Annotated in this window: 20 protein-coding genes and 1 pseudogene; 14 read left to right on the top strand and 7 right to left on the bottom strand. The window is 55.5% G+C overall.

Going from position 1 to position 24117, the window contains the following annotated elements; translation table 11 throughout:
• The first annotated feature begins 114 nt into the window (after positions 1-114).
• Together ACEPAJ_RS04765 and ACEPAJ_RS04770 are read left to right on the top strand one after the other, a co-directional pair.
• Positions 115-996, top strand: a complete 882-nt coding sequence (locus ACEPAJ_RS04765) for an MCP four helix bundle domain-containing protein (RefSeq protein WP_425913837.1) — start codon at positions 115-117, stop codon at positions 994-996.
• Between the two features lie 39 nt (positions 997-1035).
• A complete protein-coding gene (locus tag ACEPAJ_RS04770) occupies positions 1036-1740 on the top strand; it encodes a methyl-accepting chemotaxis protein (RefSeq protein ID WP_425917941.1) in 705 nt (234 codons plus the stop codon).
• On the opposite strand, the gene rfbD is transcribed toward ACEPAJ_RS04770, so the two are convergent.
• From rfbD to ACEPAJ_RS04795, 5 genes are all read right to left on the bottom strand, one after another.
• Positions 1737-2603, bottom strand: a complete 867-nt coding sequence (rfbD, locus tag ACEPAJ_RS04775) for a dTDP-4-dehydrorhamnose reductase (RefSeq protein WP_425913839.1) — start codon at positions 2601-2603, stop codon at positions 1737-1739. The two genes, ACEPAJ_RS04770 and rfbD, sit on opposite strands and share 4 nt — an antisense overlap.
• Positions 2600-3145, bottom strand: a complete 546-nt coding sequence (rfbC, locus tag ACEPAJ_RS04780) for a dTDP-4-dehydrorhamnose 3,5-epimerase (protein WP_425913841.1) — start codon at positions 3143-3145, stop codon at positions 2600-2602. Before rfbC ends, rfbD begins: the two co-directional genes overlap by 4 nt.
• Before the next feature lie 2 nt (positions 3146-3147).
• The gene (gene rfbA / locus ACEPAJ_RS04785; RefSeq protein ID WP_425913842.1) at positions 3148-4014 is read right to left on the bottom strand and encodes a glucose-1-phosphate thymidylyltransferase RfbA; all 867 of its coding nucleotides are present in this window, start codon (positions 4012-4014) and stop codon (positions 3148-3150) included.
• Positions 4015-4025: 11 nt separating this feature from the next.
• On the bottom strand, positions 4026-5078 hold the full coding sequence (gene rfbB / locus ACEPAJ_RS04790; RefSeq protein ID WP_425913843.1) for a dTDP-glucose 4,6-dehydratase: 1053 nt from the start codon (positions 5076-5078) through the stop codon (positions 4026-4028).
• Between the two features lie 162 nt (positions 5079-5240).
• Positions 5241-5561: a hypothetical protein gene (locus tag ACEPAJ_RS04795; RefSeq protein ID WP_425918147.1), complete on the bottom strand. Its 321-nt coding sequence runs from the start codon at positions 5559-5561 to the stop codon at positions 5241-5243.
• On the opposite strand from ACEPAJ_RS04795, the gene ACEPAJ_RS04800 reads away from it, so the two are divergent.
• From ACEPAJ_RS04800 to ACEPAJ_RS04845, 10 genes and pseudogenes are all read left to right on the top strand, one after another.
• Positions 5478-6914 carry an undecaprenyl-phosphate glucose phosphotransferase gene (locus ACEPAJ_RS04800; protein ID WP_425917943.1) on the top strand — a complete coding sequence of 479 codons (1437 nt, stop codon included), beginning with the start codon at positions 5478-5480 and terminating at the stop codon, positions 6912-6914. The two genes, ACEPAJ_RS04795 and ACEPAJ_RS04800, sit on opposite strands and share 84 nt — an antisense overlap.
• 2 nt (positions 6915-6916) lie before the next feature.
• Positions 6917-8374, top strand: coding sequence for a mannose-1-phosphate guanylyltransferase/mannose-6-phosphate isomerase (locus ACEPAJ_RS04805; protein ID WP_425913845.1), 1458 nt, complete (start codon positions 6917-6919; stop codon positions 8372-8374).
• Positions 8375-8673: 299 nt separating this feature from the next.
• Positions 8674-9447, top strand: coding sequence for a polysaccharide biosynthesis/export family protein (locus tag ACEPAJ_RS04810; protein ID WP_425913847.1), 774 nt, complete (start codon positions 8674-8676; stop codon positions 9445-9447).
• An 18-nt stretch (positions 9448-9465) separates the two neighbouring features.
• Complete coding sequence (locus tag ACEPAJ_RS04815) at positions 9466-11454, top strand: GumC family protein (protein WP_425913848.1); 1989 nt, start codon at positions 9466-9468, stop codon at positions 11452-11454.
• Positions 11454-12644 carry a glycosyltransferase gene (locus ACEPAJ_RS04820; RefSeq protein ID WP_425913849.1) on the top strand — a complete coding sequence of 397 codons (1191 nt, stop codon included), beginning with the start codon at positions 11454-11456 and terminating at the stop codon, positions 12642-12644. Before ACEPAJ_RS04815 ends, ACEPAJ_RS04820 begins: the two co-directional genes overlap by 1 nt.
• A pseudogene (locus tag ACEPAJ_RS04825) lies at positions 12634-13967 on the top strand (beta-xylosidase). The gene ACEPAJ_RS04820 and the pseudogene ACEPAJ_RS04825 overlap by 11 nt, the downstream one beginning before the upstream one ends.
• Positions 13968-13970: 3 nt before the next feature.
• Complete coding sequence (locus ACEPAJ_RS04830) at positions 13971-15188, top strand: glycosyltransferase family 4 protein (protein WP_425913851.1); 1218 nt, start codon at positions 13971-13973, stop codon at positions 15186-15188.
• Complete coding sequence (locus ACEPAJ_RS04835) at positions 15179-16279, top strand: glycosyltransferase family 4 protein (RefSeq protein ID WP_425913852.1); 1101 nt, start codon at positions 15179-15181, stop codon at positions 16277-16279. Before ACEPAJ_RS04830 ends, ACEPAJ_RS04835 begins: the two co-directional genes overlap by 10 nt.
• Positions 16276-17694, top strand: a complete 1419-nt coding sequence (locus ACEPAJ_RS04840; RefSeq protein ID WP_425913854.1) for an O-antigen ligase family protein — start codon at positions 16276-16278, stop codon at positions 17692-17694. The genes ACEPAJ_RS04835 and ACEPAJ_RS04840 overlap by 4 nt, the downstream gene beginning before the upstream one ends.
• 11 nt (positions 17695-17705) lie before the next feature.
• Positions 17706-19115 carry a lipid II flippase MurJ gene (locus tag ACEPAJ_RS04845; protein WP_425913855.1) on the top strand — a complete coding sequence of 470 codons (1410 nt, stop codon included), beginning with the start codon at positions 17706-17708 and terminating at the stop codon, positions 19113-19115.
• 8 nt (positions 19116-19123) lie between these two features.
• On the opposite strand, the gene ACEPAJ_RS04850 is transcribed toward ACEPAJ_RS04845, so the two are convergent.
• Together ACEPAJ_RS04850 and ACEPAJ_RS04855 are read right to left on the bottom strand one after the other, a co-directional pair.
• On the bottom strand, positions 19124-20227 hold the full coding sequence (locus ACEPAJ_RS04850; protein ID WP_425913856.1) for an acyltransferase family protein: 1104 nt from the start codon (positions 20225-20227) through the stop codon (positions 19124-19126).
• Positions 20224-21336: an acyltransferase family protein gene (locus ACEPAJ_RS04855; protein ID WP_425913857.1), complete on the bottom strand. Its 1113-nt coding sequence runs from the start codon at positions 21334-21336 to the stop codon at positions 20224-20226. The genes ACEPAJ_RS04850 and ACEPAJ_RS04855 overlap by 4 nt, the downstream gene beginning before the upstream one ends.
• Positions 21337-22104: 768 nt before the next feature.
• Between ACEPAJ_RS04855 and ACEPAJ_RS04860 the strand changes: the two genes are divergently transcribed.
• Together ACEPAJ_RS04860 and ACEPAJ_RS04865 are read left to right on the top strand one after the other, a co-directional pair.
• A complete protein-coding gene (locus ACEPAJ_RS04860; RefSeq protein WP_425913859.1) occupies positions 22105-23121 on the top strand; it encodes an NAD-dependent epimerase/dehydratase family protein in 1017 nt (338 codons plus the stop codon).
• A 30-nt stretch (positions 23122-23151) separates the two neighbouring features.
• Positions 23152-24084, top strand: coding sequence for a glycosyltransferase family 2 protein (locus ACEPAJ_RS04865; RefSeq protein WP_425917945.1), 933 nt, complete (start codon positions 23152-23154; stop codon positions 24082-24084).
• The last annotated feature ends 33 nt before the right edge of the window (positions 24085-24117 follow it).

The raw sequence follows: 24117 nt of genomic DNA on the forward strand, positions 1-24117 counted from the left end.
CAAGCTTACCAATATGGGCTAATACTGAAATCGCTCGGCATCTCCCTGGAGTATTGATGCCATCCTGCTTGCGCCCTGCATGGACGGCTGCGCTTTAGTCCCTGGAGATACCCGATGCTGGCTCAATTGACGGTAAGGGCGCGATTACTGCTATTAGCAGTGGTGCCGCTGTTGGTACTGATTGCCGTGATCGGCATGGCGTTGTCCAACGCCAGTAAGATCAATCAAAGTTTTGATGAGTTATTTAATGACCGCATGCGGCCTGTTAGCCAGCTAAAGGTGGTTTCCGACGTCTATGCGGTTGCGATGGTTGATGCACTGCACAAGTACCGCGCCGGAATTTTTGATGAGGCCACGCTGCGCAAAGCCTTTAGCGATGCCCGCAGTCGCGGAGATAAGGCGTGGGCTGAGTACACCGGTACTCGCTTGACCGGTGATGAGCGCAGTCGGGTTGAACGCACCCAGCCACACTTGCAGCGCGTGCAGCAACTGGTTGATCAGTACTTGGGGCAGCTCAGTAATGGTCAGTTGTTGGCGGCTGAGGCGGGTAGCTTTAACCGCACGCTGTATGACACGTTCGATCCTTTGGGTGGTGACCTGGAAGGTCTGATCAGTCTGCAGTTGAGCGAAGGCGAGCAGCTCAACTCAGAGACCACGGCGCAGTACCAGTCAATCCGCAACACCTTTGTGCTGATTGGTGCGGTGGCGTTAGTCCTTGTGCTCGTCGCGGCGCTGTTGATAAGCCTGTCGATTATTCGCCCACTGGCCGGTCTACGCAGCTTGATCAGCGAAGTGCAGCAATCCTCCAACCTAACCTTGCGTGCTGATGTCAGTGGTCGTGATGAGGTGTCTGACACCGCACGGGCCTTCAACACTATGTTGGAGCACCAGCAAGCACTGATTCGCCACCTGACCGATACCGCCACTCAGTTGGCGGCAGCCTCCGAGGAAATGAGTGCGATCAGTGCTCAGGTCAGTCAGGCAGCCACTGCCTAGGGCGACCAGACCAATATGGTCGCCACTGCCGTGCACCAGATGAGTGTGGCAGTGCAGGAAGTGGCGCGTAATGCCCAGTCCACTGCAAGCAATGCGGCGGATGCGAACAAGGAAGCACGCCAGGGCAGCGAGCTGGTGCAGGCTAACCTCGCGTCGATTCAGGGCCTGTCGGTGTCGGTGGAAAAAGCCGGGGAGGTGATCGACACCCTGCACAGTCAGAGTGATGAAATCAGTAAGGTGCTTGGGGTGATCCAGAGTATCGCTGAGCAGACCAACCTGCTGGCACTAAATGCCGCCATTGAAGCTGCGCGTGCGGGAGAGGCCGGGCGCGGTTTTGCCGTGGTGGCTGATGAGGTCCGTAGCCTGGCCAGCAATACGCAGAAAGCCACCGAGTCGATTCGCAGCATGATCGACGCCCTGCAAGGCGGCGCCCGGAGCGCAGTGAGTGCGATGCAGCTATCGCGAGACCAGGCACAGAACAGTGTCAGTCATGCCCGTGAGGCTGGTGAGGTGCTTAATCACATTGCCCATGCCATCGAAGGTATTGCCGATGGCAATGTGCAGATCTCCGCTGCCACCGAGGAGCAGACGGCGGTGGCGAATGAGATCAGCCAGAACATCAGCAGCCTAAACGACAGTATTGGTGAGGTGGTCAACAGTGCCGAGCAGAGCTCGGTTGCCAGCCGTAATCTGGCGCAATTGGCGAGCGGCTTGCAGCAGCAGATTCAGCGTTTCAGGGCTTAGTTGCGTGTTAGGCACTCGCTCAGGGCCGCTTGCCAGTGGGGTAGCTGAATATGCCAATTATCCTGCAGGTGGTTACAGTCCAAGCGCGAGTTGAGTGGGCGCTGTGCCGGGGTCGGGTAGGCGCTGCTGGGGATGGGGTGCAGCGTCGCCAAGGTTTTGTCTTGGCTCTGCAGGTGTTCGGCAATCGCCTGGGCGAAACCAAACCAGCTCGTTTCACCCTGTGCGGTCAGGTGGTAAACGCCCCAGGGGCCAGCTTGGCCGTTGCGCCAATGTTCAATTAGTTGCGCTGTGGTCTGGGCAATACTGCCGGCCCAGGTCGGTGCGCCGATCTGATCGGCCACCACGTTAAGCGTTTCGCGTTCCTGCAGCAGCCGTTGCATGGTTAGCAGAAAGTTACGGCCGTGCTGCGAGTAAACCCAACTGGTGCGCAGAATCAGGTGCATACCGCCAACCGCCTGAATCGCCTGCTCTCCGGCCAGCTTGCTGCGCCCGTAAACACTCAGGGGATTGGCGGTGTCGCTTTCGCGGTAGGGCTCGACTTGGTTGCCATCGAAGACATAATCGGTGGAGTAATGGATCAGTGGCACCTCTAGCTCCGCCGCTACTTCAGCCAGAATGCCGGGTGCTGTGGCGTTGATCGCGAAGGCCAGCTCCGGCTCGCTCTCGGCCTGATCCACGGCGGTATGCGCGGCGGCGTTGATAATCAGCGCAGGGCGGTGGGTTAGAACTGATTGGCGAATCCGTTCGGCATGAGCGAGGTCCAGCTGATCGCGGCCTAGCACGGTCAGCTCGCCTGCATCTTTTAGAGCGTGCTGCAGTTCCTGGCTAACCTGGCCGTGCTGGCCGAGTAGCAGAATCTTCATGGGAACACCTGCGCATCGTCAAAGCTGGTGCCAGCTTGATCCTTGGCCGATAGCTGTGGCGCGTCTTCGAGCGGCCAGTTGATGGCTAGAGTCGGATCATCCCAGCGGATACAGCGCTCATGTTCGGGGGCGTAGTAGTCGGTGGTTTTGTAGAGAAACTCGGCGAATTCGCTGAGTACCACAAAGCCATGGGCAAACCCTTCCGGCACCCACATTTGGCGGTTGTTTTCGGCGGACAAGTGCACACCGACCCAGCGGCCGAAAGTAGCTGAGCTACGGCGTAGGTCTACAGCTACGTCATACACTTCGCCTGCCGTGACCCTGACCAATTTGCCCTGCGCCTGCTGTACTTGGTAATGCAGGCCGCGCAGCACGCCGCGCTGTGAGCGCGAATGGTTGTCCTGGACGAACTCGCGCTGCAGGCCAGTGGCTTCTGCGAAACGACGGGCATTGAAACTCTCAAAGAAGAAGCCGCGTTGGTCGCCGAACACTTTGGGTTCTAGGATCAGTACCTCGGGGATGCCAGTGGCAATAGCCTGCATGGTCACTCCTCCGACAGTTTGAATAAGTACTGGCCGTAGCCGGTTTTGCCGAAGGCGTTGGCTTGTACCAGTAATTGCTGGCGATCAATCCAGCCTTGTTGGTAGGCGATTTCTTCCAGGCAGGCGACTTTCAGCCCTTGACGGTGTTCGATGGTCTGCACGTATTGCGAGGCTTCCAGCAGGCTGTCGTGGGTACCGGTATCGAGCCAGGCAAAGCCGCGGCCGAAGCGCTCAACGCGCAAGTCGCCCCGTTTCAGGTAAGCGTTGTTAACGTCGGTAATTTCCAGTTCGCCGCGTGGTGAAGGTTTAACCGCCTTGGCGATTTCGATTACATCGTTATCGTAGAAGTACAGACCGGTCACCGCGTAGCTCGACTTCGGTTCTGTGGGCTTTTCCTCGATCGAGATGGCCTTACCCTGAGCGTCGAACTCGACCACGCCAAAACGTTGTGGGTCATTAACCCAGTAGCCGAATACAGTGGCACCGCTGGGTTCGGCGGCGGCGCGCAGGAGTTTCTCGGTGAAGTGCTGGCCATGGAAGATGTTGTCGCCAAGGATCAGGCACACAGAGTCCTTACCGATAAAAGCTTCGCCCAAAATAAAGGCCTGCGCCAGGCCATCGGGTGAGGGCTGCTCGATGTATTCGAAGTGCACGCCAAATTGGCTGCCGTCACCGAGCATCTTCTGAAAGTTGGGCAGGTCCTGCGGGGTGGAGATGATCAGAATCTCGCGCACGCCGGCGAGCATCAGCACCGAGATCGGGTAGTAGATCATCGGCTTGTCATAGATCGGCAGCAGCTGTTTGGATACGCCCAGAGTGATGGGGTGCAGGCGGCTGCCAGAACCGCCTGCGAGAATGATGCCTTTCATCGTGCTGCTCCTTAAAGTGCGCCGAGGCGTTCGCGTTGGTAGCTACCATCCTGCACGCGGCGGCACCAGTCGAGGTTATCCATGTACCAGAGCACGGTTTTGCGCAGGCCGCTGGCGAAGGTCTCGGTGGGTTTCCAGCCCAGCTCGCGCTCGATCTTGCTGGCATCGATGGCGTAGCGCAGGTCGTGGCCTGGGCGGTCGCTAACGAAGCTGATCTGTTCTTTATAAGAGCCGTTTTGGCGTGGAGTCAGTTCATCCAGCAGTGCGCAGATACTTTCCACTACATGCAGGTTTGTCTGCTCATTATGCCCACCGATGTTGTAGGTTTCGCCGACTTGGCCCTCGGTGACGACCTTGAGCAGCGCACGGGCATGGTCTTCCACATATAGCCAATCACGTACTTGCTGGCCGTTGCCATACACCGGCAGCGGCTTGCCATCCAAGGCATTAAGAATGACGAGCGGAATCAATTTTTCCGGGAAGTGATAGGGGCCGTAATTGTTCGAGCAGTTTGTGATCAGTACAGGCAGCCCATAAGTCCGTTGCCAGGCGCGAACCAGATGATCGGACGCCGCCTTGCTCGCTGAGTAGGGTGAGCTGGGTGCATAGGGTGTGGTTTCGGTGAACAAATCATCCACGCCATGCAGATCGCCATAGACTTCATCAGTGGAAATATGGTGGAAGCGAAACGCTGCTTTGCGCGCAGGGTCAAGCTGCGACCAGTAGCTGCGAGTGGCCTCAAGCAGCGCATAGGTGCCGACAATATTGGTCTGGATAAAGGCCGATGGGCCATCGATAGAGCGATCGACATGGGATTCGGCCGCCAGGTGCATGATCGCATCCGGCTGAAATTCAGCCAGTGCCTGGCTGACAGTCGCGCTATCGGCGATGTCAGCCTGCAGGAAACGATACTGTGGATGGTTTTCCACGCTTGCTAACGACTCAAGATTGCCTGCGTAGGTCAACTTGTCGAGGTTGAGCACCTGATGTTCGGTGTTGTTCAGCAGATGACGAATCAGTGCCGAGCCGATAAAGCCGGCTCCGCCGGTAACGATGATGTGCATAGTAACTGCCTAGCTCGAAGAAGTTATTGCAAGGCACGCCGGTTGTACTGGCGTTATGAGTTTCATATAGATAAAAACGCTGGATTATATGAGCAAACTGAGTTGCTTTGTGGTGATTCTTCACTGGTTTGTTGTGGATGCGCTCTTATTGACCATGCGTGCTCATTGCGCACTGTTGTGGGGGTGGCTGCCTTCCTTGGCTGATGGTTTATCACTCCGGATATTAAATGGCGTCAATAATAAGTCGCCCATAGGTAGCGTATGGCCATTATTCGACTTGAAATACTCACTTGAATCATGGTTAAGTTCGCGCGGCACTGGAGGGATAAGGGTGCCGTAAATCTGACGTTTTTTATTTGGCTTTAGCTGTTGTGCGGAAATTTCAGGTTGGGGGTGTTTGTGCGACAGCATCGGGTCGACAGTCTGCTCTTGGCGCAGCCAGGGTTTGTTGAATATCTTCTGGCCGTAATTCGTGTTGTGCATGGGGTGACTGCAAGTTTTCCTGGATTCATTTTGTTGTGGCTGCTGACCGATAGCCTTAATGAAATAAATCATATTTACTTCGGGTTCTTATTGTTTTTTGGAGTGTTGAGCGTTCTGGTGTTTCAGGCACTTGGCGTTTATTCCGAAGAAATATTCAGCAATCTTTTGCGTTTCCGGATCATGTTGTTTGCGTGGACGTCTGCATTCTGTTTATTGCTGTTTATGCATCAGGCTCTTGAGCTTTTTCGATACATATCGTTGCCGTTTCTGGCGTTTTGGTTTGCCTTTAGCCTTGCTGCGTTTGGTATTGAGCGTTTATTGCTGTTAGCTATTTTTCGCTACTTGATCAAGCGTGGGCACTTCTTGCAAGTTGCGGTGATTGTTGGGGGGACTGAAAATGGTGTTCGCCTCGCCCAATATCTGCAGCGGGGGCAAGATATTCGTTCGGGATTACTTGGCTTTATTGATGATCGGATAGGGCGTATGCCTGAGACACTAGCTGGCTTACCGGTTATAGGTAATAGCGATCAGTTAGAGCAAATGATTCGTGACGAGAGGGTCACTCAGGTTTTGGTGGCGTTGCCATGGTCTGCCGAAAACCGTATTGGTCAGATTGTTCGTGACCTGAGCCGCTTGCCCGTGAATGTTTTGTTGGTGCCGGACATGGTTGCATTCCGGCATGCACACAATCGTATTGCCAGTGTCGGTGGTTTGCCAATGTTCAATGTGTCGCAAATACCGTTGTCGGGTTGGTCTCCGTTAATTAAGCGATTAGAAGATTTATTGCTGTCAGGGCTGGCTATTATCGCGGTATTACCATTGATGTTAGTGATAGCGCTCGCCATAAAATTTGATTCTCCAGGCCCAGTGTTGTTTCGACAGAAACGATACGGTTATAACAATCGTCTGATTGAGGTTTTTAAGTTTCGCTCTATGTTTCATCACCAAAGCGATGCAAACGCCGAGCGACAAACAACGCGTAATGACGATAGGGTGACGCGAGTGGGTCGGTTTATTCGTAAGACAAGTCTGGACGAGTTGCCGCAACTGTTCAATGTGTTGCTGGGCAGCATGTCGATGGTGGGGCCACGCCCTCATGCCACCGCAACAAAAGCCGCAGGTGTGTTGTTTGAGGAGGCTGTTGAACAGTACAGCGCTCGTCATCGCGTGAAGCCAGGTATTACGGGTTTGGCGCAGGTTAATGGCTATAGGGGTGAGACAGACACATTGGAAAAGATCGAGAAGCGTGTGGAATACGACTTGGAGTACATCGAGAGTTGGTCGGTATGGTTTGACCTTTACATTCTGTTTCGTACCATCCCCGCATTGCTGTTTACTCGAGAGGCCTATTAGCCATGAGCGCTCTAATTCCCTGCGTCGTTGCCGGTGGTGCCGGTACCCGTCTGTGGCCAGTCTCACGTGAGGCTATGCCCAAGCCTTTTATGCGGCTAAGTGATGGGCGTAGCTTGCTACAGAAGACTTTTGAGCGCGTTGCCGGACTCGATGATGTGGCGCAACTGCTAACGGTGATCAATCGTGAGCTGCTGTTTCGTACGCTGGACGATTATCGTCCGTTAAATCGTAGGCATCTGTCGTTGGATTTCCTGCTTGAGCCAATGGGGCGCAACACCGCGCCGGCTATCGCCGCAGCGGCTCTTCATGTTGCCCATCATTACGGTGAGGATGCACATCTGCTGGTGTTGCCTGCTGATCACTTAATTAACGACCAGGCTGCATTCGCTGCTGCCATCGCGCAGGCACGCAACCTGGCTGAGTCTGGTTGGCTGGTGACATTTGGTATCCGCCCTGGGCGCGCTGAGACAGGCTACGGCTATATCCAGCTGGGCGAAGCACTGGGCGCGGACGGCTTTAGTGTTGCCAGTTTCGTCGAAAAGCCTGATTTGGCTACTGCCGAATCCTACCTGGCCGGTGGTAAACACCTGTGGAATGCCGGCATGTTCTGTTTTCGTGTCGATGTGCTGCTACGCGAGCTGCGTGAACACGCGCCGCTGGTGGTTGAGGCTGTGGAGAAGTGCCTGAGCCAAAGTCAGTCGACAGAAGGTAAGCAGGGCACGCAGTGTGAGCTGGATAGCCAAAGTTTCACTGAGGTGCCAGACATATCCATTGATTATGCGCTGATGGAGCGTTCCTTGAAGGTGGCCGTGGTTCCCTGTGATCTTGGCTGGAGTGATATTGGCTCCTGGCAGGCACTGCGTGAGTTGAGTGAGGGCGATGCCAATGGCAACCAGGTCAATGGTGATGTGGTGCTGCACAATGTGCATGACTGTTACATTGACTCTCCAAAGCGTTTAGTTGGGGCTGTGGGGGTTCATGGTCTTGTAGTGGTCGATACGCCTGACGCGCTGTTGATTGCCGATGCCAGCAGTACCCAGGACGTCAAATATATCGCCCAGGAACTGAAACGCCGGGGGCATGAGGCATACCGATTACACCGTACTGTGACCCGTCCCTGGGGAACCTACACGGTGCTCGAAGAGGGTGCTCGATTCAAAATCAAACGCATTATGGTACGTCCGGGTGAGTCGCTCTCGCTGCAGATGCACCATCATCGCAGTGAGCATTGGATCGTGGTCAGCGGCATGGCTCGCGTGGTTAATGGCGAGCGCGATTTTCTACTCAACACCAATGAGTCAACCTTTATTCCCGCCGGGCACAGTCATCGTCTGGTCAATCCTGGTGTGATTGAGTTGGTGATGATCGAAGTGCAGAGCGGTGAGTACCTTGGCGAGGATGACATCGTTCGCTTCAATGATATCTATGGCCGTGTTCCTGCAAGCGAGAAGACGACTTAGTAGAACTCACACTGAGTATTATGGGCGCACTGCAAGTGCTCATATGGCGGACTGTTACTGGTGCATAGTGCGAAAATTTTGCAGTTTTACGAGTTTGCCGGGTGCGAAATCCGGGTTACGAGTGTCGCGGGCCGTCAGTTCAGTCTGGCGCGCCGATGTATTGGTACGGCGTGCAATGAAGCTATTGGGTTATCGCGTCGGTCAAGGCTAGTGTTTTTGCTTTTCAAGGGGCTGCGTTGTTTGAACATATTTCCGGGGTATTGGAAGTGAAGTTTGGGGTCTAAAAGGAAATTCCCACTATGAAAGTATTTTTGCTGTTTGTTCTGACGTTTGGCTTGGTCGCATGCACCACACCTGCACGTATCGCTTTGCCTGATTCCGACACTGTTGAGGCGGGCCAGGCGGCTGCACTGAAACTCGCCGACCTGCCTCCAGTACAAGAGAGAATCTATCCGGGCGATACATTGCGTATCGTCCGTGACGGTGGGGAGACCCCAACGATTTCTGCGTTTACAGCCAACTCCATATATGAGCTGACTCTTTATGTTGTGATGAATGACGGTAACTTTTCCTACCCCTTCATCGGCAAAGTTCAGGCGGTAGGTAAAACGACTGAGCAGTTAAGCAGCGAGCTGCGTGAACGGTTGACGCCCTATTACCGTGATCCCGGGGTTACCGTGAATATCAATCAGGCGCCTGGCAATACGATATTCGTGGGCGGCTCGGTGCGTAATCCTCAGCCGTACTCAACCAATGTCGCCACCACCCTGCAACAGGCCATCGTCACTGCGGGTGGGGTTCTGCCTAATGCGGATAGCCGTAATGTGGCTTTGCTGCGTTCGGACGCCGAGGGTCGTTACAAGACTTACTTCGTTGATTACAGTCAGTTGCTACAAGGCGGCGAGCAAGGTCATCGAGTCGTTGCGCTGCAGCGTGGTGACGTGGTGTTCGTACCCAAGTCCGGGTTGGGCAATCGTATTGAGGGAGTCGACCTCTACCTCAATCAATTGATTCCCTTTGTTAAAACCATTGGCATCGGGGCTAGTTATGACCTCCGTGGCAACAGTAATTAGTCACTAAGGACAGCCCTCATGATCGAAGTTCGTACATTCCGTGATTTGCTGCGCCTATTTTTCATCTTCTTTCAGGAGTTCAAGCTGGCGGTCATTGCTACGTTAGTAGTGGTGTTGCTTGGTGCCTTTTTGTTGCCGACCTCCTTCGAGTCCAGTGCTCGTTTGCTGGTCAAGCCGGGGCGTGACAGCAACACGCTACCGATCGAAGTGGCAGACCGGCAATCTATTGTGATGCCTGCCACTCAGCGTGACCCGATCTTGGATGAGGAGCGAATGTTGACCGGTCGGCCTATCAGTCGGCAGGTGGCAGAGCGCTATCTAGAAACGCTGGCCAATGCTCCGCGCCCAGAAGGTTTCCTCCCTACACTTAAGTACTATGTCAGCCAGGTGGTCAGTGGTGTCATCGAGCTTGTCCGTGGCTTTTTGCAGGTGCTGGGGCTTGCCGAAGAGCAGACGCCAGTCGATCGGCTGGCTACCAAGTTAGAAGACAAGTTCAGTGTCACCCATGCCCCAGGCTCGTCGGTGATAGATATCCGCTTCCGCTGGAGTGATCCGGCCGTGGCTCAGACGGTGGTGCAGAGTTGGGTCGAGCTTTATCTGGAGGAGCGTACTCGTGCGCTGGGGCGTCGTAGCCTTTATGACTTCTATCTAACCCAGAGCGAAGCCAGTGCGGCAGAGATTTTCAAACTCAAGCAGGAGTTGGCAGGGCGTTTGGATGAGCTAGGTGCCATTAGTATCGAAGCGCATCTGCAGAATCTTTCCGAGCGCATCAACCAGTTACGCAGCGATAAGTTCAACACTCGCCGGCAGATTGCTGCAACTGAAGGGAGCCTGGCCACACTTGCTCAGCAGATCAAAAGTCTGCCTGCTGAAATCAGCACCTCGCGTGAAGTCGCGCTCAACCCGGTTCAGCAGGACTTGCTGCGTATGCTCAACGGCAAGCGCGCTGAGCGTCAGGACTTGCTGCGGACCTTCACCAAGAATGCCCCGCCCGTAAAGAGTATCGATGAGAGCATCACCAGCTTGGAAACCATGGTAAAGGCCGAGTCCGATACCTTGCAGGTTTCCCAGAACCGGGCGCCTAACCCTATTGCTGAGCGTTTGCGCAGCAACTTTATGGACCAGCAGTCGGACCTTGCCCGACTCAACGCTCAGCTTGTACGTCAGGACGAACAGCTCAAGCTGCTCGAGCAGTCGCGGGTCAAGGCGCTGTCAGTTGAACCGGAGCTGGCCCGCCTGCAGCGTGAGCTGACAGCCGCCGAGAGAAATTTCGCGCTGTATGACGAAAGTCTGGAAAAGGCCCGTATCGATCGCGAGTTGGATAACAGTCGTATCAGCAATATCGCGATGATCGAGCAGGCCACCTTTAACCCAAGCCGGGTTTTCCCCAAGAGCCTACTGATGCTGCTGCTGGCTCTGCCGCTGAGCATCGTGGTCGGTTTTCTTGTGATCTACCTCTGCTATCTGCTGGATCAGCGTATCCACGATGGTGGCCGCTTCGAAAACATGTTTGGTATCCCTCTGTGGACCACGCTGCCCGAGGTTTCCGGCGAGCCTACTCATAACAGTGCTTTCCTAGCCGCACTCTACCGTTTGTATGGCCTGATGCCACTGGATCAGGTGGCTGAGCGTGGTCTGGTGCTGGGCTTGACGTCTGCGCGCCGTGGCGAGGGGGTCAGTTTTATTGTTAGTCATCTACGCCGTTTACTTGAAGAACGTGGCTATAAGGTTCGTATTGGTGATGCGCCGGCTCAGCCAGGTGAAATCGTGCTGCTGGATGCTTCGGCGTTGTTGTCCAGTCCAGAGGCTTTCGTCAGTCTGCGTCGCGCCGATCTTCTCGTGCTGGTCGTCGAGGCGCAGCATAGTAATGTTCCTACAGTCGAACATGCCATCGGTGTGCTGCACACTGCCTTCAATAAGATAGATGGCGTAATCATCAACCGTCGTCGCTTCGAGGTGCCTGATCGCGTTCTGCAGATAATCACCAAGGTACGAGGCTTGGTTTGATGCGGGTTGCACTGCTGGCACCGCTGCCGCCCGAGCAGACGGGCATCGCTGACTATGCGGCCGTGTTTAAGGCCGCTCTGGAATCAGCTGGAGTGCAGGTGATTACTCCGTTGGCCGGCTGCGGCAATGATCCGCAACGTGCCGTGGCACGCATAATGGAGTTCGATTGGGCGGGTGTGGACGTCGTGCATGCCGAACTAGGTGGCGGGCGTTTGGCCGAGTTTCAGGCGTTGCGAGCTCTGCGAGCCCGGTTTCCACGCTTACCCTTGTCGGCAACTGTGCATGATCCCGAGCGGCTGGTATGGCGGCGTGTGTCGTTGCCTTGGCCCCTGTCGTTAGTGCAGTCCTGGCGGTCTCCCTGGCCGCAGGCGGCAACGGTATTGGCTGACCCCTTGTGCTTGTATGAGGAGCGCCAACTGGCCAGGAATCTAAACGCCTTGGTGACCCTCACCGAAACCGGGCGTAACTGCTTGGTGCGGCGGATGCATTTGCCGCCGCCCCAGGTTCATGTCATCGCGCATGGCAATCAAGCTATAACCTCAGTGCCGCTGCCGCCGCTAGAGCCGCTTCGGCTGCTCTATTTCGGCTTTATCTATCGGGGAAAAGGAATTGAGGACCTGCTCGATGCTCTGGCTTTGGTGGTTCGTCGCCAGCCGCAGCTGTTTTCGCGCGTGCGCCTGACCCTGGCAGGTGGGAGTGCGCCGGAGATGGCCTTCGAGCCAGGCGGTAGCTATCTCGATCAATTGCGCCAGCGCATCGTTGAGCTGGGGCTGGAGTCACTTCTCGAGTGGCGCCTGGATCTGCCAGTCGAGGAAATTGCGCCGCAAATTCAGGCACATCACGTAATGGTCCTGCCTTACCGTGAGTCGAAGAAGCTGAGGCTATTGGGCGAGCAGCGTGGTACCAGTGGTGCATTGTCCTGGGCGGCTGCCTGCGGGCGTGGCGTTCTGACGTCAGATGCCCGCGCCTTTGCTGAGGAGGTATCAGCGGGAAATGGAGCGCTCTTTCCGCAGGGTGATATCCACGCGTTGGCTAACGAGTTGCAAAGCTTGCTGGAGGCGCCAGAGCGCTGCCTCCAGTGGGCTGAACGTGCGGCGCAGGTAGGTCGCGAACGTCTCTGGCCTTTGACTGCTCAGCGGTTCAAGACACTTTTCACCAGTCTGTGTGAGGGTAGAACCCATGAGAAATAAACGTATTCTTCTGTCGGTGCTCTTGGTTGCAGGGGTTCTGTTCGGTGTAACTATTCTTGGTAGTCGTAATGCCGAGGCGGAGGTCACTAGCCTCAAGCCGAACAGAAGTGTGGTTTGGAAGGATTATTTGGGCGTCAACGCGCAGTTCCATTTTTTCCCCGAGGCCACCTACCGCAAGCAGATGGCTCGCCTGCACGAGCTTGATCTGCAATGGGTTCGTATCGCCATGCATTGGGCCTTGTTGGAGGCCGAGCCAGGCCGCTACTATGCCCCGTTCGATGCCGCGACCAAGGTCATGGCAGAACAGCAACTCAAGGCTGTGGGGTTTCTTTCGGGCTCCGCGCCTTTCGCGACCACTGCGCCGGCCAATTCGCCTTATCAGGACTCCTTTCCGCCTAAGGATAATCGCCTGTACAGCGACAGCCTGACTCGATTCATCGAGCGCTATCCACAGTTCGAGGCTTGGCAGATTTGGAATGAGCCGAATTTGCCTCCATTCTGGAGACCTAGGGAAGATCCGGATGCCTACGCAGCGTTGCTGCACGATGCTGTGGTGACGGTGCGCAAGCGTTTCCCCGACAAGCCACTGGTAACGGCAGGCATGGCCTATTTCAGTCAAATGCCCACGCGCAATATGGATCTGATGCTGAAGTCTCTGTTAGAGAAGGGTCTGGCAGACTATGGGTTGATCGTCGCTTACCACCCCTACACTGAGTACCCCGAGAGCAATGAGATCGGCAAAAACGACTTTCTTGAGACCGCGCGCTTCGTTAATGGCGGATTGCGTGGCGAGGGGTCAAGCAGATCTGGGCTACCGAATGGGGTTGGTCCAGCTACTCGGGACCGAAGGAAATGCAGGCACTTATCGGTGTTTCCGGGCAGGCAGATTACACCCTTCGCCGGTTAGCGCTGATGAGCGCACTGGATTACGACCGTATCTTCCTGTTCAACCTGAGTGACCTAGATGCTCGCGCCAGCGTGCGCGACCAGTCTTACGGGCTGCTCGATCTTGATGGTGAGCCTAAGCCGGTCTTTCATGCCCTGAAGAACTTTCTTACCGTCACCGGACCTCGCCTGGAGCCTGCAGAACCTCCTGTATTCGCTCAGACACCGAAGGATCTATACAGCGTGGCGTGGACGCGCGCGGATGGTCGGCATTTGCTGATGGTTTGGAGTGCCTCGGCAGGCAAATTGCACCTCAATGGAATCCGTCAGGCGGCTCTCTATGATCCGTTGCGTGGTACGGAGCAGGCTCTGCAGGCTGAGGGCGATGCATTGGTGGTGGGGCTCAAACCCAGCCTGCAACTGCTGGTATGGGATTGAGTGATGTCGCTTAGAGTTCTCTGGGTTCTGCCTTACCTACCGTGGCCGACAAGCAGTGGCGGCAAGACGCGTCAGTTCCACCTGTTGCGCGCACTGGCGCAGGCAGGGCATCGCATCACGCTATTGGTACAGAGCAAGACTGAGCTCGACGATGCCGCACGGCAGGCCCTCGAGCCACTGCTTGAGCAACTGATTGTGCTGCCGCGCCGTTCTTTACGTAGCCCGACTACCTTGCTGGCCGTCATGGCATCACCGCTGCCGATGTTGGCCAGCATTAATGGCTATGCGCCGAAACTTAGTCGTTGTTTCGTCGACTTACTGAGTCAGTCTTGGGATGTGGTGCAGATCGAGCACAGCTACAGCTTTCAACCCTATGAGCAGGCGCTGCGGCAGGCTGCAGCACCCTTCATTCTCACTGAGCACAATGTTGAGTCCGCGCTGGGTGGGGCGATTTATGATCGCTTCCCGACCTGGCTCAGGCCTCTGGTGTGGATCGACCAGTGGCGCTATCGCCGCTGGGAACGGCATGTCATGTGCTTGGCTGCGCAGGTGGTGGCTGTGACTGAAGCCGATGCGCGGATGCTAGGGAATATGACGGGCCGGGACGTTCCGGTGGTCGTCAATGGTGTCGATTGCGCGCGCTATGCGCAGGTGAGCCCCACCTATGACAGCGAGCGCCTGTTGTTTATCGGTAACTACGAATATCCGCCGAATGTGGATGCGGTGGAGTGGACCATGGATGAGGTGATGCCGCGTGTCTGGCAGGCGCGGCCGGGTGCGCGTATCACCATTGCCGGAAATGCCTTACCGGCCGAATGGAGGCAACGCTGGCCGGATGAGCGAATCGAGTGGCACGACTTCGTGCCTGATCTGAGAGATCTACAGGCTCAGGCTGCGGTGTTCTTGGCACCGCTACGCACGGGCGGGGGCTCAAAACTTAAGGTGCTCGAAGCCATGGCGGCAGGCCTGGCGGTGGTCACCACTGCGCAGGGAGTTTCTGGATTGGCCGTAACGGCGGGGATTGAATATGACGGGGGTGAGAATGCCGAGGCCCTTGCTGTCGCTGTATTAGGGCAGCTCAGCGACCCCGCAGCTGCAGCGCAAATGGGGCGCGCTGGTCGTACTTATGTTGACAGGGCACATGACTGGAGCGTGGCGGCGCAGCAACTGCTGGCGGTGTACGAAGCTATTGGTAGCCCCGAGGAATCAGCATGCGAGTAGGCTTGGATTACCGCCCTGGGATCAGTAATCCTAATAATGGGATTGGGCGCCAGAACGTGGCGTTGGCCAAGGTGTTGGGTGAGCTACCGGGCGTCGACTTGCACCTATTCACACCCGCCCCCGCCGGTCATCCACTACGAGGCCGGGCACACTGCCCGCGCTGGGAGAGCCCTGTCGAGGGGCAGCAGCGTCTACCGCGGCGTTTGCGTTTCGAGCTCTGCTACATGCCATGGGCGTTAAGGCAGTCGGAGATCGACGTGCATATTTGCACCTTCAATATGGGGCTTCCCCTACCTCCTCGGCCGGTGGGTGTTCGTTACGTTTTGCAGCTGCATGACCTGTTCCAGCTGCATCTTAAGAACCACCACAGCACCTGGCTGCGTGAAACGGTTTATCGCATTAGCGACAACCTTTCGATTTGCTACGCGGTCTATGCCGCGGATCGTATCTGGACACCGTCGCAGTACAGCGCGGACGAGGTGGTGCGGGTTTTCCCATCCGCGGCTAACAAGGTCCGTGTGCTCCCCAATCTGGTGCCTGCCTTTACTCTGGAGTCGGTAATGCCTGCGTTGCCGTTGCCCTCGCGCTTCTGGCTGTTGGTTGGTACGCGCGAGCCGCGCAAAAATATCTCCTGGTTTATCGAGCATTGGCTGAAGGCGCGCACGGCTAACCCAGCAATCCCGGATCTGGTTTTGGTCGGTGGTGGAGAGTTTGTGCCGTCGGAGCAACGAGCCCTACCAGGTGTCCATCTCATGCCAGTACTTGACGATGCCGAGTTGCATGGGCTTTACAAGGCTGCGGAGCGTCTTTGGCATCCCTCCTATGCGGAGGGGTTCGGTCTGCCGGTGATCGAGGCAATGGCTGCAGGTACGCCAGTGGCCGTGGCGAGCGGTACGTCTTTAGATGAAATCGTTCCACCTGATACACCGCGTTTCAGCCCCTATGATGAGGCGGCTGTGGTCGAGTTGATGCATCGTCTGGCGCACCCCGAAGATCCCGACCGCCAGGCTCTGCGTGACTGGGCCCATCGCTATTCAGAGCAGCCCTACCGCGCTCGTGTGGCCGAACTGCTACAGGAGTTGCAGGCATGACATCATTTTTCGGGCTCCCCATCGCCCTGGTCTCGGGCCTGATCTTCGGCGTCCTCTTGTGGTTCCTTTCGCCGGTTAAGGTCATGGTGTTGATCATCGCCCTGGTGATTGGGCTCAACCTGTTGCGCCGCCCATTACTAGGGCTGCTGCTGTTCGGAGTGGTCGCCAATTTCTTGCCTTACTCGACCATTAATCTCGGTGTCCGTACCACCGTATCGGAGCTGCTGATTCTGGTCATATGGGCCTGCGTGCTGTTTCAGGGCATTTTTGAAGGCTCCACGCGGAGCCAGAAAAAAGGGGTCACTGAGCGTTATGTGCTCGCGTTGATCCTGTTTAGTGCATTTCCTTTCGTGGTTGGCCAGGTCATGGTTCATGCCGATGGCAATGGCGTTTCCAACTGGTTGCGCTGGATGGCCAACGTGTCCCTGATTTTCCTGGTGGCCCGTCTACTGCGTGACGGTGCTTCGAGAGAGTCGATGGTGCAAGCGCTGTTGATTGGCACGTTGGCGATGCTGCTGCTCTCCTTGCCCGTCTTTCTTGTCGAGCACTCTGCTGCGGCGCTCAATCCACTGCTGACCAAGCTGGGCTATGCGACGCTGGAAGATGTAATTGGTGATACTTCCGGAGCCATATTCCTGCGTATGGGCTCGCCTTGGATTCACCCCAATACCCTGGGAGGGGCCATGGCGCTGGTGCTGCCACTGGCCTTTTGCTATGGCGTCACCCGTGTTGGCTGGCGTCGCGCGCTGGGGGTCTCCGTTGGTGTGCTTGGTATCGTGGCGCTGCTGCTCAGCGGTTCGCGTGGCGCGCTATTGAGCCTGGCGGTGGTGCTGATCTGGATGGCCATCCGGCGGGTGCCATACACCGGACGCCTACTGCTGTGCGGCGTTGCGTTTAGCGCGTTGTTGGTGCTGTCCTACCCGCCGCTGCAGGATCGCATCATCGCCATGTTCAACGTCGGAGATGCCAGTACTTCGATGCGCTTTACCGAGTACGCCAACTTTCCGAGGGCGATAGCGTCTTACCCGCTGGGTATAGGTTTCAAGGTGGAGCCACCAGTGCCCGGGACGGATCTACATGGCATCTCCAACCTGTGGTTAAACATCGCCTATAAGTTGGGTCTTCCCGGCATGCTGTTGTTTATTGCGGCCATCTGGAATTGGTGGAAGGAGACGCGCCCGAGTGATAAACGCACTGACCTGAATGCAGATAACGCAGTCTGGCTGGGTACGACCGCAGGCCTGCTTGCGGCACTTTTCAGTGGGTGGTTCGACCACTATTTCAGCTTCCAGCCGGTTTTGGTCGGGTTGTTTTGGTTGATGGTTGGGTTGAACTTGCAGGAGTCTCGGCGCCTGCGTTCAGGCGACGTGACGCCGACCGAATCTAGCGGGTCTAGCGGGCGAGGCCTGGTGTGAGGAACTGAGGCATGTTGGGTTCAACCCTCTGGCTGACGTTGGCCACGCTGATTGGGCTAGTGGCCGGGTTCGCGCGTGAATGGCTGCTGATCGATTCCTGGGGCGCAAGCCTGCGCAGCGATGCCTTTCTGGTTGCATTATTTCTGCCGGAGGCTGTGCGCATTGCTCTCGCCACGGGGTTGTTCAGTTCTGCGGCTTTACCCCTTTACCAGGAGCGCGATGTTGCTCAGCGCGAGGCGTGGCTGTCTGCGTTGACTGTACGTGTTGTCAGTTGTGCTCTGCTGGTCGGCGGTTTGTTCTACCTGGCTGCGCCGCTATGGGTTCTGCTGATTGGCCCTGGTTTGTCCGAAGAAGGCCGAGTGATAGCCGCTCAGAGTCTGCAGTTGCTGGCCTGGTGTGTGCCCGGTTTTATGTTGCATGCGTTGCTCTGCATCCCGCTGCAGGCGCATACCCGCTTCGTACTGGCGGGGCTGGGATCCTTGTTGTTTAACTTGCCGCCGGTTCTTTACCTTGCCGTGTCAGGCGAGCAGGCAAGCCCGGAGCACTTGGCGGCCAGTTGCCTGATTGGCAGCTTGCTGATGCCGCTGGTGCTAATCCCGGCAATGCGTGGCATGGGCTGGCGACCGTGGCGTATCCAAGCCGACCGTGATTGTGGCCAGCAGTTGGTGCAGCGTCTTGGACCTTTGTTGATGAGCACCCTGGCCAGCCAGGGGCTGGCACTGCTGGAAAGAATGATTGCCTCGTTGCTGGGCGAGGGGGCGGTGACCTGGCTGAATTTTGCGCGCAAGCTCATCAACCTGCCGATGATCGCTCTGATGAGCCTGAATCAGGTACTGCTTGGTCTGATGGGGGGTAAGTCTGAGCAGGAGCGCCTAGCGCTGTTAAGTCGAGGGGTCGCTATGGCAACCCTACTCACGCTTCCGGTGGCCGTTGGGCTGGTGGGCGCGGGCGAACCGTTGATTCAACTATTGCTTCCCAGTCAGGCCGGCGGAGGGGTGTTGGCCGCCTTGCTAGGCTGGCTGGGGCTGACGCTGTTGTTCGCCGCCTGGAATGCGTTGCTGGCGCGCTATGCCTATGCCGTTGGCGACACGCGCTTGCCGCTGACCTGTGAGCTCAGCGGCAATGCATGCAATGTGGCCTTCCTGCTGCTTCTACCTTGGTTATTAGGGCTGAAGGGTATTGCCCTGGCGGCCTTACTTGGCGTTCTGCTGACTGGTTTCTTGTTGATGCGCAAGCAGCGTCTGCTGGTGGAGCTCGACTGGGCGCGGCAATGGGGCCTTGGGTTGGCATTACCCGGCTTGGCCCTGCTGATCCCGTTAGGAGTCCCGGAGGCGGGTTGGCAGCTCGGGGTGACTATTATCGCTGCTCTGGCGCTGATGCTGGGGCTTGCTGCCTGGCTTAGGCCCTGGCTCATCAGCTAGGGAATGGCTCAGTGCGGCGTACGTACCTCTCTCGTTGGCTCATCAGCTTTAGTCTCCTTACCTGCGCGTACATAGTGGCTGTTTTTGAGTAGCCAGCGTTTCTCCACGCAGTGCCACATCAGGGCAGCGCCGGTGAGTGTCAGGGCGACCGTGGTAAGCAGGGCCAGCCAGGCGTTGGCCTCGAAAGCTCCGAACTGCACCAGTGTTTGCACGATGGGGAAGTGCAGTATGTAAACGCCATAGGAAAAGTCGCCGAACTTGCAGAAGTTGCCAGCGTAGTTGTAAAGCGCGAAAAAGATCACCAGCACGCCCAGTGCGATCGGGCTAATTGCCTCAATCTCTCCCAGCGGTCTGGCGAGAAAGTAGATTGCGGCAGCAAGCACCAGTAGTTTCACGTGGCGTTCGAACAATGGCAGCAAGTAGTAGAGCGCGGCGCCCACAATGAAGAAGCGCAGTTGTCCCGGCAGCTGTTTTTCCAGCTGAAAATACATGCTGCGGCCACTACTTTCATACAGGCTGAACATGATCAGTGAGTAGGCCGTTGAGGCCGCGAACAGGATGAGCAGCACAGGCATACGGCCTGCTCGTCGGCAAAGCCAGACGATGGCAGGGACGCTCAGATAGAACATGACTTCGATCTTGATCGTCCATAGGGCGCCGTTTACCGCTGCCATGCGATTATCGCTGAACACGCCGGGCAGATCCGGCTGAAGGAAATTAAGAAATCCCAGGTTGAACGTGATGTAGCGAATGAACTCGCTTGACAGGAAATACTCGCTCAGCGAGCGTTCGCTGATGCTTGAGAGCAGTAACGCGGTCAGGGTTACCGAGAAAAAGTAGGCCGGGTAAATACGGCGCGCCCTTTTCTCGAAATAGTCGACTAACGAGCGCGATTTTTCATAGCTCATGAATATAAGAAAGCCGCTGATCACGAAAAATGATTCGATAGCGATCTTGCCTGACAGCAGGGTATCGATGATGGACAGATCACCGGCGCCCGATAGCTCGTACGCGTGCAGCAGGCAGACGGCTAACGCCAGCAGCAGCCGTATCAGGTCGAAGTTGTTTTGGCGTAGGCGCGAGTTGTCACGGCTTATGACGGAGCGGCTCATTTGGCTGTCTTTGCCGTTAGCTTGGCGGTATCCGCCTGCGGCGTTTTCTTGCTGAAGATCCTTTTTCCTAGGCGGTTAGCGCTGTTCATAAGCGGTTCCTCAATGAACTTGAAGCCGACTAACCCGTAGCCGATCACAGCCGAAAACATTATGACCAAGAAAACGATATTGCCGAGAATACCGCTCGAGGCCAGATCTAGCATGACCCAGAGTTTTCCGATCACGCCGATGACTAAAAGATGTGCCAGGTAGGTGGTGTAGGAGCTATCGCCGATAGCCACCATGAAGTTTGGTACGCTTATCTTGTCCCTTCGTTCCAGCAACGTGGCGCCAATGGTTAGTAGGCTGAAAAGGGTGCCAAGGCTAAAGACGCGAACAAGGCCTTCACCACGGAACAGCCCAAAATTGTATCCGATCGGAACGCCAATGAGCGGGACGAACAGCAGCATGCCTATCGCTGTGCGGGTAGATACACGCTCGCTCAAAGGGCTGAAGTAAAACAGGGCGATCATGCAGCCCATCACAAACTCAATGGCATAAGGGTGCAGGGCAAGACGCAGTGCAGGGCTGAGGGTGGAAATGTCCAGGCTTAGGTTGGCGCAGATGATAAAACCTGCCCAACCCCCCAAAATCCATGGAAGGTAACGTTCTCGGCAGAGCATGAGTAAAGTGAAAACTAAGTAGTACCACATCTCAAAAACCAGTGACCAGGCGACCATCACGAGGGGCAGGTTTTTGTCGGGAAATAAGAAGAATGACTTCCAGAGATTGGGTTCGCCATGAGCGCTATTGACCCATTGGGGCATTACCAGAAATACCGCTAAGGTAATAAAGAAATAAACCCAGTACGGTGGGTAAATGCGTGCGACACGGGCGTAGGCGAACTTTGCTATTTCTCTTGGTACTTGGAATCGGCCTCGAGAGACCATGACCATGATGAAGCCACTGACAACGAAAAACCAATCGATGAATAGCTGATTGAAGTCCTTTATCGCGAGTGGCAATAAAGTGGCGCCAGCATATTTTTCCTCGGCGAATGTCATGTGACCGATAACGACCCCCGTTAGGCCTATGCAGCGAAATGCCTGCAAGGTATTAAGTTTTGACATGGCGAGCTCCTAGTATGCCAGATTCGTGGTTGTTACACGGGCGAATAGCGCCGTCGGAAAAATGACATCAATAGTTTGGCGTAAGTAATAAGGTCTGACGGAAGAGTCTATTAGATTTTGCGTGCGGCATATATGTGAGCATGCCATCATGCGACGAATGCTGGCAAGCAACATCCATCGGGTTGGAAGTGGAAGCTGTCGTTTGGCACGGCCTCTGCATGCAGTAAGTTGGCGTATGTCGGCTCTTATATAGGGCGGCTCGTGCGGAGATGAGTGATATTGAGTTATGGGGGCACCTATGGTTAAGGGGTTAACGTCAAGACACCTAATTAGATTTGTATTGATGTTTTTTCTATTGTTTTCATCTTTGCTTCATGCTGCCGATGATGACCCTGTGAGAGTGCTGATTAAACAATATAATCGGGATGTATACACCACCATGGATGGCCTTCTATATATCAGAACTGATCACTGTCTAGAGTCGGCTTACAGTGAAAATGCCATTCTTTTTTATGTGCCTTATTCCGATGATAATAAACTAAGGTTCAGCAGTAATACCGAATGCAAGGTGCTGGAGGTTTATGATCGTGGTGCGCACTACAGTCGAGAGGGGCGTTAGCTTTGGTCGGAGTGCGTTTGAACTTTAATGAGGCAAGCTGGGTGGTCCAGTTATGAGGTGTGCCTTGGTGTGCGGTTGTTAAGGCTTGCAGGGCTATGAGTTCAGCTGTCGGATTGGCAGTTAATTAATTTTGCTGGCTGGGGGTGCAAATGGTTGCTGTTATTTTTGGTGGTAATGGGTTCATTGGTAGTTTTTTTGCTCACTTCCTGCTTGAGAGTAAAGGCTTTGAAAAGGTCTACATTTTTGACCATGAGGCGCTTGGGCAGAAAAGTAGTCTCTTCAGGCAGCAATTGTTAGGGGCTTCTAAAGGAGTCGAAGTAATTATCGGTGATGTTCGCAGGCCTATTGAGTGGCTGCCTGCCGAGCCGGTTGCTCTGGTTGCCAACTTTGCGGCCGTGCATCGTGAGCCAGGCCATGAAGATATCGAGTATTACGAGACTAATTTGTTAGGTGCGGAAAATGTTTGTTCTTGGGCAGAGAAGGTTGCTTGTGACCGAATGATCTTCACGAGCTCTATTTCTCCTTATGGTCCGAGCGAGGCGGTCAAGGATGAGTGCTCTCTGCCCGTGCCAGCCACGGCTTATGGTAGCTCCAAGCTGGTAGCAGAGAAGATTCATCAACTCTGGCAAGCGCGGGATGACACTAATCGGCGCCTGGTGATAGTGCGGCCAGGAGTTGTGTTTGGGCCGGGTGAGGGCGGGAATGTATCTCGGCTGATCAATGCTGTACTGCATCGCTACTTTTTTTACATGGGTAACCGCGCAACCCGTAAGGCGGGTACTTATGTGAAGGAACTATGTAACGCAATGTGGTGGGTGTTACAACAGCAGGAGGTCAATAAAGAACATGTCAGCCTGTTCAATATGTCGATGAATCCTGGGCCGTCTATTCAAGAGTATGTCGAGGTCGTCTGTAATGTGGCGGGGGTGACGCACAGGGTTCCAGGCGTTCCTTACATGCTATTGCTAGCAGTGGCTTACTCCATTGATGTAGTGGCTAGGCCGCTGGGTATCAAACATCCATTTAGTCCGGTGCGCATCCGTAAGTTAGTTAGATCTAATAACATTCTGCCCGCCTATCTGGTGGCGAATGGTTATCCCTACCAATATTCTTTGGAAAGTGCTTTCGCGGACTGGAAGCAAAACTGTCCGGAAGAGTGGCAATGAGTATGAACGCGCATGTCTGATCAAACTGAAATATCGAGTCTTCGTGTCGCTTGCATCGTGCCGACCTATAACGGCTGTGCAGAATTGGGTCGATTGCTTGACTCGCTGGAGCGACAGAGCGCGGCCTTCGATGTGTTCATTGTGGACTCCAGTTCGCAAGATGGCACCGCCGAGCTTGCACGTATGCGGGCGCCGTCAGTTGTTTCCATTCCGAGCAGCCAGTTCAATCATGGCGGCACCCGGCAAATGATGGTTGGTCTCAATCCGGGATATGACATTTATGTCTTCATGACGCAGGACGCTTATCTGGAGGACCCAGATGCCATAAAGCGTTTGCTGGTACCTTTTGCGGATGAGCGTGTTGGCGCGGTTTGTGGGCGGCAGTTGCCACATCTGGATGCCACTCCGCTGGCTCAGCATGCGCGCTTGTTTAATTATTCGCATGTCTCTCAGGTGAAGTCGGTGGCGGATGTTCCTACGCTGGGGATCAAAGCGGCATTCATGTCCAACTCCTTCGCGGCGTATCGAGGCGAGGCGCTATTAAGTGTGGGAGGGTTTCCAGAGCATGTGATTTTTGCCGAGGACATGTATGTGGCGGCCAAAATGCTGCTTGCCTGTTGGAAGGTGGCCTACGCCGGTGATGCGAGCTGTCGTCATTCGCATAACTACAGTGTGGGGGAGGAATTTCGTCGCTATTTCGACATGGGCGTATTTCACGCCCGAGAGCCTTGGATCCGTGAGCACTTCGGTGGGGCTGGTGGAGAGGGGTTGCGTTTCGTTAAATCTGAGCTGACTTATCTCGGGCTTCCTCATGTCCCTCTTTGGCCGTCGGCTATTTTTCGTAATGCCTGCAAGCTGTTGGCATATAAGCTAGGGCAGAGTGAGAAAGGAATGTCTCTCCGCGTGAAAAAGAAATTAGGTATGTATAGGCGTTATTGGGATAGTCCCTACGCCAGAGGCTAGGGGGTTATATTTGTTGTGGCTCAATGATTCTGG

It is taken from the genome of Pseudomonas sp. GWSMS-1 (assembly GCF_049847425.1).
GTDB lineage: Bacteria > Pseudomonadota > Gammaproteobacteria > Pseudomonadales > Pseudomonadaceae > Aquipseudomonas.